Source organism: Curtobacterium sp. Leaf261 (assembly GCF_001422205.1).
Classification (GTDB): Bacteria; Actinomycetota; Actinomycetes; order Actinomycetales; family Microbacteriaceae; genus Curtobacterium.
Genome location: NZ_LMMJ01000001.1, coordinates 229,105 through 243,018, shown reverse-complemented (window position 1 = coordinate 243,018; position 13,914 = coordinate 229,105). Strand labels below are relative to the sequence as shown.

Here is a 13,914-nt window from a genome sequence, read left to right as displayed (position 1 = left end):
GGAAGGGCGTCGGGTGCCCGGCTGTTGAGGGTAGCGTGGAAGCGATGGACACCGTGAGCGCAGATGGCCAGCAGGACGGCGCGGGCCAGCAGGACGGCGCGGGCCAGCAGGACGGCGCGGGCCAGCAGGACGGCGCGGCACCGGGCAACGTCACCGACCTGGGCGCCCTCGTCGACCTCCTCCGTGGCAAGCGGGTCGCCGTGCTCTCCGGTGCCGGGCTCAGCACCGACTCGGGGATCCCGGACTACCGCGGCGCCGGATCCGTCCCGCGGACCCCGATGACCTTCCAGGAGTTCCGCTCCGACCCGGCGAAACGCCAGCGCTACTGGGCCGGGAGCCACCTCGGATGGCGGACGTTCTCGGCAGCGGCACCGAACGCCGGGCACCGGGCACTCGCCACACTCGAGGACGCCGGCGTCGTGAGCGGCGTCGTCACCCAGAACGTCGACGGCCTGCACCTCCGGTCCGGATCCCGGCGCGTCGTCGAGATCCACGGCTCGATGGACCGCGTGGTCTGCCTGGACTGCGGTCAGGCCTTCTCCCGTGCTGACCTCGAGCAGACCCTGGACCGCGAGAACGCCTGGGTGGACGAGCCGGGGTCCGTCACGCTGGCTCCGGACGGCGACGTCGAGGTCGCGGACGTCGAGCGGTTCGTCGTCCCGTCCTGCTCGGTGTGCGGCGGGATGCTGAAGCCCGACGTCGTGTTCTTCGGCGAGTTCGTCCCGGCGGAGAAGTTCCGTGAGGCCGTCTCGATCGTCGCCGGTGCCGACGCGCTGCTCGTCGTGGGGTCCTCGCTCGTGGTGAACTCGGGCGTCCGGCTCGTGGACCACGCTGCGCGCCGGAAGAAGCCCGTCGCGATCGTGAACCGCGGGGCGACCCGGAGCGATCGTCGCGCCGCGCTGACGCTGCACGCCGGGACGACCGAGACCCTCGTGACGCTCGCGGAGCGCCTCGTCCCCTGAGCTGCAGGACGACCCTGAGCTGCAGGACGACCCTGAGCTGCAGGACGAGCGGAGATCCGCAGGGCGAGCGGACTGGAGGCACGGTGCAGCGCCCACGGACCGGCGCACGGCCTGCGAGGATGGTGCGCATGACGACCCTCCTGTACCTCGTCCGGCACGGCGAGACGGACTGGAACCGGCAGCGACGCATCCAGGGCTCGACGGACGTGCCGCTCAACGACACCGGTCGGCGGCAGGCCTCCGACACCGCCGAGCTGCTCGCGCGCAGGTCGTTCGACGCCGTGGTCGCCTCGCCGTTGTCGCGGGCGCTCGAGACGGGGGCGATCATCGCCGCGCGGCTCGGTCTCCCGGCGCCGACCACGGACGACGGACTCGTTGAGCGGGCGTACGGCGATGCCGAGGGCCTGACGGACCAGGACATCCGTGCGACGTTCCCGGACGACGTCATCCCCGGGCGAGAGTCGCGGAAGGCCGTGGTCGCCCGAGCCCTCGAGACCCTGGGGGCGATCGCGGTGCGGTTCGACGGCGGGAGCGTCGTCGTCGCCACCCACGGCGCGGTCATCCGCTCGGTGGTGAACGAGCTGTCTCCGGGCACGGCGGAGTCACACACCACGCCGATCCGCAACGGGTCCGTGCACTCCTTCCGCTGGGACCCGGAGCGGTTCACCTCGGAACTGGTGCGCTTCGACGACCCGATCGAGGACTCTTCCGAGGCACCCGGCCGGTACGAGTTCGCGTACCAGAACCCCCTCGAACGCGGCGGCCACGACCCCGACGGGGAGTGACGGTCCCGGGGCCGTCGACGGTGTCCCGCACCGCGGGGTGTTGCGGTTCGGACACACTCCTCCCGAAGGGTGATGCGCGGCGGGTCCGGGCGGTCTAGCGTCGAGCCACCGGCGCGTCGCGACGGGGAACTGGGGCGGGGTGCATGGTGCGGGAAGAGCGATCCGATCGGGCCGACGAGGCCGACCTGCGATCACTCGGGTTCGACGCGGCGCCGGTGGACCGATCGGGTCCGGCGGATGGCGTCCGGCCCGCTGACGACGACGAGCCGATGGACGAGGACGAGGCCCTCGACCGTGAGTTCGGGCTCGACCCCCACGTCGTCGCACCGCGGACCGCACGGCAGGTCTGGCGGAACGTGCTCCTGACGTTCGGCATCGTCGTCGTCGCGGCGATCGTCGTCGTGACCACGCTGTCGCTGACGCTGCAGTCGGTGCAGAACGGCATCGGCGGCCTCTTCCCGCAGCCGGGGGCCGCGCTCCAACGCTTCGAGGACCGTGCGACCGCGCTGCCGGGTGTCGACACGGCCGAGGACCTCGACCAACGACAGACCGAGATCTTCACGGGGTACGACGTCATCGCGCTCGTACGCGCCGACACCGGGATGGCCGACCAGGACCAGGCTGCCCTCGTCCGCTCGCTCAGCGCGGCGGCCGGCACCGAGTCCGGTCAGGGGGTGCAGGTGCTCGCCGAGGCGCAGTTCGGGGACCTCCGCGTCGGGGTGTCCCGCGATGACGCGCTCTCCACGCAGCGACTCGCGGTCGGCCAGCAGCTCGCGGCCATGGGCGGGGTGGACGCCGTGACGGTCTCGTGGCAGGTGCCGGAGAAGGGCTCGATCGAGGACACCGCGGCGCACCAGCGTGTCGAGGTCACGACCACCGCCGGCGACGAACAGCTCGCGACGGTCACGAACGACGTCACCAACGCGGTGCACGCGGCGCTCCCGGATGCAGCGGTCGAGGTCACCCGCGCGGGCGCCTGACCACGCCTCCGACAGCCCTCAGCGCTGTCGGTGAAGCACCGCGACGACAGCCCTCAGCGCTGTCGGAGAAGCACCGTGACGACAGCCGTCAGCGTTGTCGCCGACGCGCTGCGACGGCGGCCTCGACCGCCTCGAGGACCCGTTCGGCGGAGTCGGCCCAGTCGAACCGGCGCGCCTCGGGGACCGACGCCCGGCTGGCGGACGGCCACCGGGCCTCCAGTCGGTGGACCGCCGCAGCCACGGCCGCCGGTGAGGACGGATCGAAGTACTCCGCGACGTCGCCGCCGATCTCGCGGAAGATCGGGATGTCGCTCACCGCGACCGGCGTGCCGACGCCCATCGCCTCGACGAGCGGGATGCCGAACCCCTCGTCGTGCGACGCGGTGACGAGCGCGGTGGCGCGCCGGAGGACGGCCTGGTACTCCTCGTCCGAGGCGCCGTCGTGGAACACGACCGCACCGACCGGGGCGAGTGCGGTCAGGCGTGCGCGGTCGGCCTCCGACACGCGCGACATGCAGTGCAGCGTCCAGTCGGCGCCGGTGCCGTCACGCAGCAGGGGGATCGCCCGCACGAGCGTCTCGACGTTCTTGTACGGCATGAACGACCCCATGTACACGAGCGTGCGGTCGCGTCCTCCGTCCGGGTCACGGGGCTCCACGGGCGTCGACGCGTTGTACGCCACCGTCACCGGCCGCCTGGTCAGGTGGTGCTCGGCGATGAGCGCCCGCGTGGTCTCGCTCACCGTGACGACGCCGTCGGCCCCGTTCAACAGCGCGCGCTGCGGGAACCACGCCAGGTGGAACGCCCGCCAGCCGAGCCGGATCGGCCACGCGAGGTCCCGCGGGGGCGTGCGGTTGCGGTAGTAGATGAGGTCGTGCAGCGTCAGCACGAGGGCGTAGTGCCGGCCACGCGCACCCATCGTCTGCATCGGCGAGAACACCGCGTCGAGGTCGAGTCGGTTCACCTGCCGGGCGACGAACGGCTCGAGGGCACTCGTGGGTGCCGAGATCCGCTCGACCGGGAGGTCGTCCGGCAGCCAGACACGCTGGCGGTCATCGCTCACGAGCAGCACGTAGTCGTGCCGGCGCGGGAGGTGTTCCACGATCGACGCCGTGAACCGGCTGATGCCGTCGTGCCTCTCGATCCGCAGGTACCGGCAGTCGATGCCGATCCGGAGCCGTCCGGTCACGAGTCCGCTCCCCCGGTCGCGTCGCGGAACGGACTGGAGGCACGGATCGCGTCCGCCGCGGCGGCCGGCGTCTCGTAGTGCACCAGGTGCCCCACCCCGGGGATCACGACGAGCGTCGTTTCGGTGCCGTTCGCCATCAGACGCGCGGCGAGGGACCGCTGTTCCGGGACGGCGGTGATGTCGTCACGCTCCGCGGCGATCATGAGGACCGGGACGGTGATCCGGTCGGCGAACTCGGAGACGTCGTGTGTGACCGAGGCGCGGAAGGCCTCGAGCACGACCCGGCGGTTCGCGAAGGCGGAGAAGTACCGATCGTGCTGGTCGTGCACCCATCGGCGGAGTCGCGGCTCCCGGGACTTGAGCATCGCGAGGCTCATCGCCCGGACGATGCCACGGTTGCGGAGCAGCCCGAGCCCGAGCGCCTTCGGGAGCCACGCCCCGAGCCGGTAGTAGGCGATCGCCACGCCGGTCCCGATCGCTCGGGGACCCTTGAGCGCCGGTGCCGCGATCGGGTTGACGAGGACGAGCCGGACGGTGTCGAGCCCATCCGCGACGGTCGCAGCCGTGACGATGCTGCCGAACGAGTGCCCGAGCACGACGGCCGTCCGATCGAGGCCGAGCGCTGCATGGAACCCGTGCAGCCACCGGACGTAGGCGTCGAGGTCCGACGTCGGCAGCGGGTCGGAGATGCCGAACCCCGGCAGGTCGGGGACGATCGTCCGCACGTCGTCGAACTGCACCGCGACCGACTCGAGCCCGTGGTGGTCGCCCCGGAACCCGTGCACCGCGAGGATCGTGGTCCCCGCGTCGGTCGGGCCGTAGACCCAGTAGTGGGTCGTGCGACCGTCGACGGCCACGGAGTGGTGCTCCACCGGCGTCCGGGCGACGAGGGCTGCATACGGGGAGACGATCGGGGCGCGCATCCCGGTCAGTCTACGGATCGGGGGCGGCGGGGCGGTGCCGCGCCGTGCCTCCAGTCCGTGTCGCCGCGAGCGACGCCGGTCGCGGGTCGCGGGCCGGACGGACCCGCCCACCGGCTCGTCGGCGGACATCGCCCGTCACGTCGGCCTACGCTGGTCCTCTCGGACCACTGCCGGTCCGCCTCCGCGACGCGAGCCCCGAGGAGCACGGTGACCTTCACTGCACCCATCCAGACGCCCGGCCTGACACTCGATCCCCTCTGGTACAAGCGATCGGTCTTCTACGAGTGCATGATCCGGTCGTTCGCGGACTCGAACGGCGACGGAACGGGTGACCTCTCCGGACTCATCCAGCGCCTCGACTACCTGCAGTGGCTCGGCGTGGACGCCCTCTGGCTCCCGCCGTTCTTCACGTCACCGCTCCGTGACGGCGGGTACGACATCTCGGACTACAAGGGGATCCTCCCCGAGTTCGGGACACTCGACGAGTTCCGTGACCTCGTGACGAAGGCGCACGAGCGGAACATGCGCATCGTCATCGACATGGTGATCAACCACACCTCGGACCAGCACGACTGGTTCCAGCAGTCCCGCGAGGACCCGGACGGGCCCTACGGCGACTTCTACGTCTGGCGGGACACCGACGAGGAGTACTCGAACATCCGGATCATCTTCGTCGACACCGAGGAGTCGAACTGGACGTTCGACCCGGTGCGGCGGCAGTTCTTCTTCCACCGGTTCTTCTCGCACCAGCCCGACCTGAACTTCGAGAACCCGGCCGTGCAGGAGGCCATCTTCGAGGTCGTCCGGCACTGGCTCGACATGGGTGTCGACGGGCTGCGGCTCGACGCGATCCCGTACCTCTTCGAGACCGAGGAGGGCAACGGCGAGGGTGAGCCGGCGACCCACGAGTTCGTGAAGACCCTGCGCGCCCTGGTCGACGAGGAGTACCCGGGGCGCGTCCTGATCGCCGAGGCGAACCAGTGGCCCCGCGAGACCGCGGCGTTCTTCGGCACCGACGACGAGCCCGAGTGCCACATGGCGTTCGACTTCCCGGTCATGCCCCGCATCTACTACTCCCTGCGCGCGCAGAACGCCGGCGAGCTGAAGCGGATCATGTCCGAGACCACCGAGGTCCCGGCGTCTGCCGCCTGGGGTGTGTTCCTCCGCAACCACGACGAGCTGACGCTCGAGATGGTGTCCGAGGAGTACCGGCAGGCGATGTACGGCTGGTACGCGTACGACCCGCGGATGCGCTCGAACATCGGCATCCGGCGTCGACTCGCACCGCTGCTCGACAACTCCCGCGCCGAGCTCGAGCTCGTGCACGCGCTGCTGTTCTCGCTCGGCGGCTCGCCGTTCCTGTACTACGGGGACGAGATCGGCATGGGTGACAACATCTGGCTGCCGGACCGTGACTCCTCGCGCACACCGATGCAGTGGACGCCCGACCGGAACGCCGGGTTCTCGACCGCGGACCCGGGCAAGCTCTACCTGCCCGTCGTGCAGTCCCTCGTCTACAACTACAACCTCGTCAACGTCGAGTCGCAGCTCGCCCAGTCCCGCTCCCTGCTGCACTGGGTGCGGAACGTCATCCACGTCCGGAAGGCCCACCCGACGTTCGGGCTCGGCTCGCTGCAGGTGCTCGACGCCTCCAACGACGCCGTGCTGTCCTTCGCGCGGTCGTACGAGGGATCCGGGACCCAGTTCGGTGACTCCGCCGAGGACATCGTCTGCGTGTTCTCGTTCGCGCACAACCCGACCTCCGTCACGATCAGCGCGCCGCAGTACGCCGGGCGGCCGCTCTTCGACCTGTTCGGCGGTGGTGAGTTCCCGTCCTTCGACGAGGACGGGGCGGTCACGCTGACGCTCGGGACGCAGGCGTTCTACTGGCTGCACGTGGGCCGTCGACGGACGCCCGAGGTCACGGCGGCGAGCGTCCCGGCTGCGCCGTCGGCCTGACGCCGACGGCCGGGGCGGGTCGTCCGGGCAGGGTGGCCGGGTCGCGATCGGCAGGGTCCCGCTCGGCAGGGTCCCGCTCGGCTGGGCGGCGTGGTCGAGGGGTCGCACATGCGACCTCTCGACAGCCGGGGGGTCTCGTCTGTGCCGTCTCGGCCCCGCGTGCGCGGACGGGAGGCACGGATCACCAGGTCCGCGCACGTCGCGTCCGGTATGTCGCCGGTCCCCGGTAGCCTGCCGGGGTGACCAGCTCCCCCATCGGCACCGCACCCGCTCCCGACGTCCCCGGTCAGCGCCTGACCGATCGCCCGTGGTGGCATGCGCTCGGCGTGTTCGACCTCGAGACCACGGGGATCGACGTCGAGACCGCCAGGATCGTCAGCGCGCACGTCGGCCTGATCGACATGACGGGTGCGAGCATCGCGCACGGCGAGTGGATCGCCGACCCCGGCGTGCCCATCCCGGAGCAGGCCGCCGCGGTGCACGGGATCACCACGGAGCGGGCACAGGCCGAGGGTCGACCGGCAGGCGAGGTCGTGGCAGAGGTCATCGCGGCGGTCGAGGCGGTCTTCGCACGCGGCGTCCCCCTGGTGATCTACAACGCACCGTACGACCTGACGGTCCTCGACCGCGAGGCGAAGCGACACGGCCTCGCATCCCCTGTCATCGGGAACATCATCGACCCGCTCGTGATCGACAAGGCCGTGGACACGTATCGCAAGGGCAAGCGGACGCTCGAGGCCGCGTCGGAGCTCTACGGTGTCGCACTCACCGACGCGCACGATGCCGGCGCCGACGCGATCGCCGCGGGGCGGGTCGCCCAGGCCATCGCCGGCAAGTTCCCGGATCAGCTCGGCATCAGCGCCGAGGAGCTCCATCGCCTGCAGGTCGGCTGGTGCTCGGACCAGGCGACGTCGTTCCAGGAGTACATGCGCCGGGCGAAGAACCCGCAGTTCACGGCCGACGGGCGCTGGCCGCACCGCAACGACGCCTGACGGCACTGCTTCCCCGCGCGGCGGTCGAGAAGTGCCTATCTGTCGGGTCGGGTCCGGCACTCGACAGATACGCACTTCTCAACCGGTCGACATGGGCACGCGCGACATGTCCCCGACATGAAGAACGGGCGGCCTCCCGAGGGAGGTCGCCCGTTCTCGTCCCGCAAGTTACTTGCTGAAGCCCTTGTACCGGTTGTTGAACTTCTCGACGCGACCGGCGGAGTCGAGGATGCGCTGCTTGCCCGTGTAGAACGGGTGCGATGCGCTGGAGATCTCGACGTCGATGACCGGGTAGGTCGCACCGTCGAGCTCGATGGTCTTGTCGCTGGTCGCGGTCGAGCGCGTCAGGAAGGTCTCACCGGAGGCCAGGTCGCGGAACACGATGGCGTTGTACTCGGGGTGGGTTGCGGTCTTCATGGGAATTCCTCGTGATGGTCGATGCGGTGGATCGGAGAACGCTCCGGAGACCAGAGCGCAGAAAACTACGGCGTGCGCCAGCCGTCTACGTTACCAGAACGAGCGGGCAAACCCCAGTTGCGGAAGCGGGTGTGTCAGGCGGCCCGAGCGGAGAACCGCCCGCTGTCCTCGGTGACGACGAGCTCGAGGCCGAACGCCTCGGACAGGACCTCGCTCGTGACGACCTCGCCGATCGGCCCCGCCGAGTGGACGGTGCCGTCGGACAGGATGAGCGCGTGGGTGAACCCGGTCGGGATCTCCTCGACGTGGTGCGTCACCACGACGATCGCCGGCGCGTCCTCGCTCGATGCGTACCCACCGAGGGTGCGTACGAGGCTCTCGCGGGCGCCGAGGTCGAGCGACGCGGCGGGCTCGTCGAGGAACAGGATCTCCGGGTCGGTCATCACGGCACGAGCGATCTGGACGCGCTTCTGCTCGCCGTCGCTCAGCTCGCCGAACGTCCGGTCGCTGAACGCGCCGAGGCCCCACTCCTCGAGCACCCGCTGCGCCCGGCGCACGTCGATGTCGTCGTACTCCTCGTTCCACCGTCCGGTGACGGCGTAGGCGGCGGTGAGCACGACGTCGAGCACCTTCTCGGTGACCGGGATGCGGCGCGCGAGGGCCGTCGAGGCGAAACCGATCCGCGGTCGGAGGTCGAACAGGTCGGCGTCACCGAGCTCGACGCCCAGCACGTCGACCTTGCCGGACGTCGGGAAGGTCTGTGCCCCGGCGACCTGGAGCAGCGTGGTCTTGCCGGCGCCGTTGGCACCGAGCACGACCCAGCGTTCGGCGTCCTGCACCTGCCAGGAGACCTCGTCGAGGATCGAGACCCCGTTCCGAACGACCGACACGTCTTCCAAGCGCACTACCAAGGGCATGTCGCCAGCCTACGCGAACCGTCCCGGACTGGAGGCCCGACATGCGCACCCGAGAGCGGGGACCGGAACGCACGTGGCGGGCGCGCACCGCGCCTCCAGTCCGGTGCTCAGGCCTGCGCCAGTCCGGTGGTCAGGCCTGCGCCAGTCCGATGGTCAGGCCTGCGCCGGAGCGTGGCTCAGCGGCCGGCGAGCACCGCGTCGTAGACCGCGCGGGTCTCGGTCGCGATCGCGGCCCAGGTGAACTCGGACTCGACCCGCATGCGGCCGGCGCGCCCCATGAGCGACGCGAGCGCCGGGTCCGCCAGCACCTCGCGGAGGGTCGCGCCGAGGTCCGCCACGAACTTCTCCGGGTCGACGGGCGTGCCGGTGCCGTCCTGCACCTGCTCGATCGGGACGATGCGCCCCGTGAGCCCGTCCGCGACGACCTCGGGGATGCCCCCGGTGTCGGTGCCGACGACCGGCAGTCCGCACGCCATGGCCTCGAGGTTGACGATCCCGAGCGGCTCGTACACCGACGGGCACACGAACACCGTCGCGGCCGAGAGCACCCGGACGATCTCGTCGTGGCCGAGCATCCGGTCGATCCAGACGACGCCCGAACGGCGGGTGCGGAGGTCCTCGACGAGTGCGGTGACCTCGGACATGATCTCCGGCGTGTCCGGGGCACCGGCGCACAGCACGACCTGCACGTCCGCGGGCAGCGTGTCGAGCGCGCGGAGCAGGTAGGGCAGCCCCTTCTGCCGGGTGATCCGGCCGACGAACACGACGGTGGGGCGGTCCGGGTCGATGCCCAGCTCGCGGACGACGTCCGGGTCGACGGTCCGCTGCCACGCGTCGAGGTCGATGCCGTTGTACACGACGTGCATACGGTCGTCGGTGATCGACGGGTAGGAGCGCTGGATGTCCCGCGCCATGCCCTTCGACACCGCGACCACGGCGTCGGCGTGTTCGAACGCCTCACGCTCGATCCAGCTCGAGAGCCGGTAGCCCCCACCGAGCTGCTCGGCCTTCCAGGGGCGGAGCGGCTCGAGGCTGTGCGCGGTGACGACGTGCGGGACGTCGTAGGTGATCTGGGCGAGGCGACCGGCGGCGTTCGCGTACCAGGTGTGCGAGTGCACGATGTCCGTGCCCTCGATGTCCGGGACCATCTGGACGTCGGTCGCGAGCGTCGCGACGGCACCGTTCGCGTGCTCGAGGCCCGCGGGTGCCCGGTAGGAGTCGACACCGGGCTCCGCGCGGTCGGCGCCGAACGCCCGGACGCGCACGTCCGTGTCGGTGCCGGAGCGGAGCGCCGCGGTCAGTTCGGCCACGTGGACACCCGCACCCCCGTAGATCTCCGGGGGGAACTCCTTCGTCAGCAGATCGACTCGCACCGGTACAACGTAACGGGAACCCGGCGCGGACGCCTACTGTTGGTGCATGCCATCGAAGAAGATATTCGGCATCGTCCTCGCAGGGGGCGAAGGGAAGCGCCTCATGCCGCTGACCGCCGACCGCGCCAAGCCCGCCGTGCCCTTCGGCGGGAACTTCCGCCTCGTCGACTTCGCTCTGAGCAACCTCGTGAACTCCGGCCTCAGCCGGATCGTGGTGCTCACGCAGTACAAGTCCCACAGCCTCGACCGCCACGTGTCGCAGACCTGGCGCATGGAGGGGCTGCTCGGCTCCTACGTCGCGTCGGTCCCGGCGCAGCAGCGACTCGGCAAGCGCTGGTTCGCCGGTTCGGCCGACGCGATCCTGCAGAGTCTCAACCTGCTCCGCGACGAGCGACCCGACATCGTCGTCGTGGTCGGCGCCGACCACGTCTACCGGATGGACTTCTCCCAGATGGTCGACGCGCACATCGCGTCCGGCCGGAGTGCCACCGTCGCGGCGATCCGGCAGCCGATCTCCCTCGCCGACCAGTTCGGCGTCATCAAGGTCGACGACGACGACCCCACGCGCATCGAGGCCTTCCTCGAGAAGCCGAAGGACGCCACCGGCCTGCCGGACTCCCCCCACGAGGTCCTCGCGTCGATGGGCAACTACGTCTTCAACGCTGACGCCCTCATCGACGCGGTGCTCCGTGACGGACAGGTCGAGTCGTCGAACCACGACATGGGCGGCGACATCATCCCGGACTTCGTGAACCGCGGTGACGCCGGCGTCTACGACCTGAACCGCAACGAGGTCCCGGGTTCCACCGACCGCGACAAGTACTACTGGCGTGACGTCGGGACGATCGACTCGTTCTACGAGGCCCACCAGGACCTCATCTCGGCGCTCCCGATCTTCAACCTCTACAACGTCGACTGGCCGATCTTCACGCAGCAGATCAACTCGCCGCCGGCCAAGTTCGTGCGTGACGCCACGGGCGACACCGGCACCACGATCGACTCGCTCGTGTCCCTCGGGTGTCTCCTCTCCGGAGCGCACCTGGAACGGAGCGTCGTCGGACCGTGGTGCACGATCGAGTCCGGGGCGCGGGTCACCGACTCCGTGGTGTTCGAGCGCGCGCACGTCGGGCCCAACTCGGTCGTGAACCGGGCGATCCTCGACAAGGACGTCGTCATCGCGGCGGGTGCCCGCGTCGGGGTCGACCGCGAGGCCGACATCGCCCGCGGCTTCACCGTCACCGATTCCGGGATCACCGTCGTCGGCAAGGGCGTCCGCGTCGACGCCTGACCCGCTGGTCCGCCAGACTGCGCTCGGCACGACGTGCCGAGCCCGGTCCGCCGGACCGTCGACACGGCTGCGGACTGGAGGGACGACCCGCGTTGCCGACGCGGGTGACGCTGGGCGCGCCTCCAGTCCGCAACGCGGCGTCACCCGGCGCCGGCCCCGTGGCGCCGGCCAGTAGCCTGGTCGCGTGCCACGCTTCCTCGTCGTCCTCGATGCCGACTCCACGCTGCTCGAGGACGAGGTGATCGAGCTGCTCGCGGACGCGGCGGGGACCCGCGAGGAGGTCGCCAGGGTCACCGAGCGGGCGATGCACGGTGACATCGACTTCGTGGACTCGCTCCGACAGCGTGTCGCGACGCTCGCCGGAGTCTCCGCCGCCACGTTCCGGACCGTCCAGAGTGCGGTCCGGCTCACGACGGGCGCAGCCGCACTGGTCGACGGTGTGCACTCGATCGGCGGCACGGTCGGCGTCGTGTCCGGCGGCTTCCACGAGGTGCTCGACCCCTTCGCCGCCGAACTCGGTCTCGACCACTGCCGGGCGAACCGTCTCGAGATCCTCGACGGCGCGCTGACCGGCCGCGTGCTCGGGCCCGTCGTGGACGCCCATGCCAAGGCCGCCGCACTCCGCGAGTGGGCCGTCGAGGACGGTGTCTCCTCGCTCCACACCATCGCGATCGGCGACGGCGCGAACGACCTCGAGATGATGCGCGAGGCGGCGCTCTCGGTGGCGTTCGACGCCAAACCGAAGGTCAGGGCCACAGCCGACCTGGTGGTCGACCGGCGTGACCTCGCCCCGGTGCTGGCGTGCCTGGGGCTGTCGCTCCGGGAGCGCCTCGGCCGCGCCGGAGCCTAGTTGCCCATCCCGACGCCGCCGTCGACGGGCACGATCGCGCCGGAGATGTACCCCGCGTCGTCGGAGGCCAGGAACATCACGGCGGCGGCGACCTCGTGTGCGCTGCCGTACCGCGCGGCCGGGATCTGCTTCTTGTAGTCCGCCTTCGTCTCCTCGGAGAGCACCGCCGTCATCTCGGTCTCGATGAACCCGGGAGTGACCACGTTGGCCGTCAGTCCGCGGCTCCCGAGCTCGCGCGTCAGCGACCGTGCGAAGCCGATCAGTGCGGCCTTCGAGGACGCGTAGTTGATCTGCCCGGCGGACCCGAGGGTGCCGACGACGCTCGAGATCAGCACGACACGCCCGAAGCGCGCCTTGATCATGCCCTTCGAAGCACGCTTGACGACCCGGAACGTCCCGGTGAGGTTGGTGTCGACGACCCCGGTGAAGTCCTCCTCCGACATGCGCAGCAGCAGCGTGTCCTTGGTGATGCCGGCGTTCGCGACGAGCACCTCGACCGGGCCGAGCTGCGCCTCGATCTCGGTGAACGCGGCGTCGACGCTCGCGGCGTCGGTGACGTCGGCCTGCACCGTGAGCGCGCCGTCCGGCCCGCCCGAGCCACTCCGCGACGTCACGGCGACCCGGTGTCCGGCCGCCACGAACTCGGCGGCGATCGCGTGACCGATGCCGCGGTTGCCGCCGGTGACGAGGACGGTGCGAGGTGTGGACATGTGGTGGGCTCCGATCGGATGCGGGACGTCTTCCGGCACGATCTCGGAACACGACGGTTCGGAACGGCCCAGACGAGCCTAGCGTCGGTGGTTCGAGTTAGTCTTGACACGGGCGAACGACAGATCCGAGTGGAATGAAGACCAAGAGCATCACGACACTTCCCGCGTCCCCGACGCAGGACCGTCAGTACCGGCTCAAGCGGTACGTGTTCACCATGTCCGTGCGCGTGGCGTGCTTCATCGGCGCCGTCCTCCTGCACAACGTCTGGAGCGTCGTCCCGCTCGTCCTCGCGGGCGTGATCCCGTGGGTCGCCGTCGTCGTCGCGAACGCGGGCAACCGACGCGGCTCGGACCTCGTCGAGCCGGGTGGCCAGCTCATGCGGTACGGATCCGACCCCGTCGTCGATCGCGAACAGCAGGAACAGGAGCGCGAGCAGCGCTACCGCGACGACCAGCGTCGTCGGTCCGAGCAGGCGCACGCCGAGGCAGAAGCCGCCGAACGCGATCGTGTCGCCCGTGCGGGTGCGCGTCGCGCGGCCAGGGCGGGGCACCACTGATGGCGGGAGCCC

General features: G+C 70.6%; 14 protein-coding genes. 8 read left to right on the top strand and 6 right to left on the bottom strand.

The window, feature by feature from the left end; translation table 11 throughout:
* Positions 1 to 44 precede the first annotated feature (44 nt).
* The 3 genes from ASF23_RS01040 to ASF23_RS01030 all read left to right on the top strand — a co-directional run bounded on the left by ASF23_RS01040 (position 45) and on the right by ASF23_RS01030 (position 2,727).
* On the top strand, positions 45 to 962 hold the full coding sequence (locus ASF23_RS01040; RefSeq protein WP_082473674.1) for a Sir2 family NAD-dependent protein deacetylase: 918 nt from the start codon (positions 45 to 47) through the stop codon (positions 960 to 962).
* Positions 963 to 1,090: 128 nt separating this feature from the next.
* On the top strand, positions 1,091 to 1,747 hold the full coding sequence (locus tag ASF23_RS01035; RefSeq protein ID WP_055949011.1) for a histidine phosphatase family protein: 657 nt from the start codon (positions 1,091 to 1,093) through the stop codon (positions 1,745 to 1,747).
* A gap of 143 nt (positions 1,748 to 1,890) precedes the next feature.
* Complete coding sequence (locus ASF23_RS01030) at positions 1,891 to 2,727, top strand: hypothetical protein (RefSeq protein WP_055947723.1); 837 nt, start codon at positions 1,891 to 1,893, stop codon at positions 2,725 to 2,727.
* A gap of 88 nt (positions 2,728 to 2,815) precedes the next feature.
* On the opposite strand, the gene ASF23_RS01025 is transcribed toward ASF23_RS01030, so the two are convergent.
* Together ASF23_RS01025 and ASF23_RS01020 are read right to left on the bottom strand one after the other, a co-directional pair.
* Positions 2,816 to 3,916 (bottom strand): glycosyltransferase family 4 protein, encoded by a 1,101-nt coding sequence (locus tag ASF23_RS01025; protein ID WP_055947720.1) that lies wholly within the window; start codon positions 3,914 to 3,916, stop codon positions 2,816 to 2,818.
* Positions 3,913 to 4,839 carry an alpha/beta fold hydrolase gene (locus ASF23_RS01020; RefSeq protein WP_055949008.1) on the bottom strand — a complete coding sequence of 309 codons (927 nt, stop codon included), beginning with the start codon at positions 4,837 to 4,839 and terminating at the stop codon, positions 3,913 to 3,915. Before ASF23_RS01020 ends, ASF23_RS01025 begins: the two co-directional genes overlap by 4 nt.
* A gap of 207 nt (positions 4,840 to 5,046) precedes the next feature.
* On the opposite strand from ASF23_RS01020, the gene treS reads away from it, so the two are divergent.
* Positions 5,047 to 6,798: a maltose alpha-D-glucosyltransferase gene (gene treS / locus ASF23_RS01015; RefSeq protein ID WP_055947719.1), complete on the top strand. Its 1,752-nt coding sequence runs from the start codon at positions 5,047 to 5,049 to the stop codon at positions 6,796 to 6,798.
* 293 nt (positions 6,799 to 7,091) lie between these two features.
* Positions 7,092 to 7,790, top strand: a complete 699-nt coding sequence (locus tag ASF23_RS01010) for a 3'-5' exonuclease (protein ID WP_055949006.1) — start codon at positions 7,092 to 7,094, stop codon at positions 7,788 to 7,790.
* 168 nt (positions 7,791 to 7,958) lie between these two features.
* Here ASF23_RS01010 and ASF23_RS01005 read toward each other — a convergent pair whose 3' ends face one another.
* The 3 genes from ASF23_RS01005 to glgA form a co-directional block, all read right to left on the bottom strand.
* Positions 7,959 to 8,207: a type B 50S ribosomal protein L31 gene (locus tag ASF23_RS01005; protein ID WP_055947715.1), complete on the bottom strand. Its 249-nt coding sequence runs from the start codon at positions 8,205 to 8,207 to the stop codon at positions 7,959 to 7,961.
* Between the two features lie 134 nt (positions 8,208 to 8,341).
* The gene (locus ASF23_RS01000) at positions 8,342 to 9,124 is read right to left on the bottom strand and encodes an ABC transporter ATP-binding protein (RefSeq protein WP_055947712.1); all 783 of its coding nucleotides are present in this window, start codon (positions 9,122 to 9,124) and stop codon (positions 8,342 to 8,344) included.
* A gap of 176 nt (positions 9,125 to 9,300) precedes the next feature.
* On the bottom strand, positions 9,301 to 10,497 hold the full coding sequence (gene glgA / locus ASF23_RS00995) for a glycogen synthase (protein WP_055947708.1): 1,197 nt from the start codon (positions 10,495 to 10,497) through the stop codon (positions 9,301 to 9,303).
* 46 nt (positions 10,498 to 10,543) lie between these two features.
* Here glgA and ASF23_RS00990 point away from each other — a divergent pair, with 46 nt between their 5' ends.
* Positions 10,544 to 11,785, top strand: a complete 1,242-nt coding sequence (locus ASF23_RS00990) for a glucose-1-phosphate adenylyltransferase (protein WP_055947705.1) — start codon at positions 10,544 to 10,546, stop codon at positions 11,783 to 11,785.
* A gap of 184 nt (positions 11,786 to 11,969) precedes the next feature.
* On the top strand, positions 11,970 to 12,635 hold the full coding sequence (gene serB / locus ASF23_RS00985) for a phosphoserine phosphatase SerB (RefSeq protein WP_055947702.1): 666 nt from the start codon (positions 11,970 to 11,972) through the stop codon (positions 12,633 to 12,635).
* On the opposite strand, the gene fabG is transcribed toward serB, so the two are convergent.
* Positions 12,632 to 13,345, bottom strand: coding sequence for a 3-oxoacyl-ACP reductase FabG (gene fabG, locus ASF23_RS00980; protein WP_055947699.1), 714 nt, complete (start codon positions 13,343 to 13,345; stop codon positions 12,632 to 12,634). The two genes, serB and fabG, sit on opposite strands and share 4 nt — an antisense overlap.
* Positions 13,346 to 13,479: 134 nt before the next feature.
* Here fabG and ASF23_RS00975 point away from each other — a divergent pair, with 134 nt between their 5' ends.
* Positions 13,480 to 13,902, top strand: coding sequence for a DUF3099 domain-containing protein (locus ASF23_RS00975; protein ID WP_055947696.1), 423 nt, complete (start codon positions 13,480 to 13,482; stop codon positions 13,900 to 13,902).
* Positions 13,903 to 13,914: the final 12 nt, after the last annotated feature.

What these genes read in the sequence shown, in the direction of transcription:
- ASF23_RS01040 (WP_082473674.1), top strand. Translation starts at nt 45, where the DNA reads ATGGACACCGTGAGCGCAGATGGCCAGCAGGACGGCGCGGGCCAGCAG.
- ASF23_RS01035 (WP_055949011.1), top strand. Translation starts at nt 1,091, where the DNA reads ATGACGACCCTCCTGTACCTCGTCCGGCACGGCGAGACGGACTGGAAC.
- ASF23_RS01030 (WP_055947723.1), top strand. Translation starts at nt 1,891, where the DNA reads ATGGTGCGGGAAGAGCGATCCGATCGGGCCGACGAGGCCGACCTGCGA.
- ASF23_RS01020 (WP_055949008.1), bottom strand. Translation starts at nt 4,839, where the DNA reads ATGCGCGCCCCGATCGTCTCCCCGTATGCAGCCCTCGTCGCCCGGACG.
- ASF23_RS01005 (WP_055947715.1), bottom strand. Translation starts at nt 8,207, where the DNA reads ATGAAGACCGCAACCCACCCCGAGTACAACGCCATCGTGTTCCGCGAC.
- ASF23_RS01000 (WP_055947712.1), bottom strand. Translation starts at nt 9,124, where the DNA reads ATGCCCTTGGTAGTGCGCTTGGAAGACGTGTCGGTCGTTCGGAACGGG.
- ASF23_RS00990 (WP_055947705.1), top strand. Translation starts at nt 10,544, where the DNA reads ATGCCATCGAAGAAGATATTCGGCATCGTCCTCGCAGGGGGCGAAGGG.
- fabG (WP_055947699.1), bottom strand. Translation starts at nt 13,345, where the DNA reads ATGTCCACACCTCGCACCGTCCTCGTCACCGGCGGCAACCGCGGCATC.
- ASF23_RS00975 (WP_055947696.1), top strand. Translation starts at nt 13,480, where the DNA reads ATGAAGACCAAGAGCATCACGACACTTCCCGCGTCCCCGACGCAGGAC.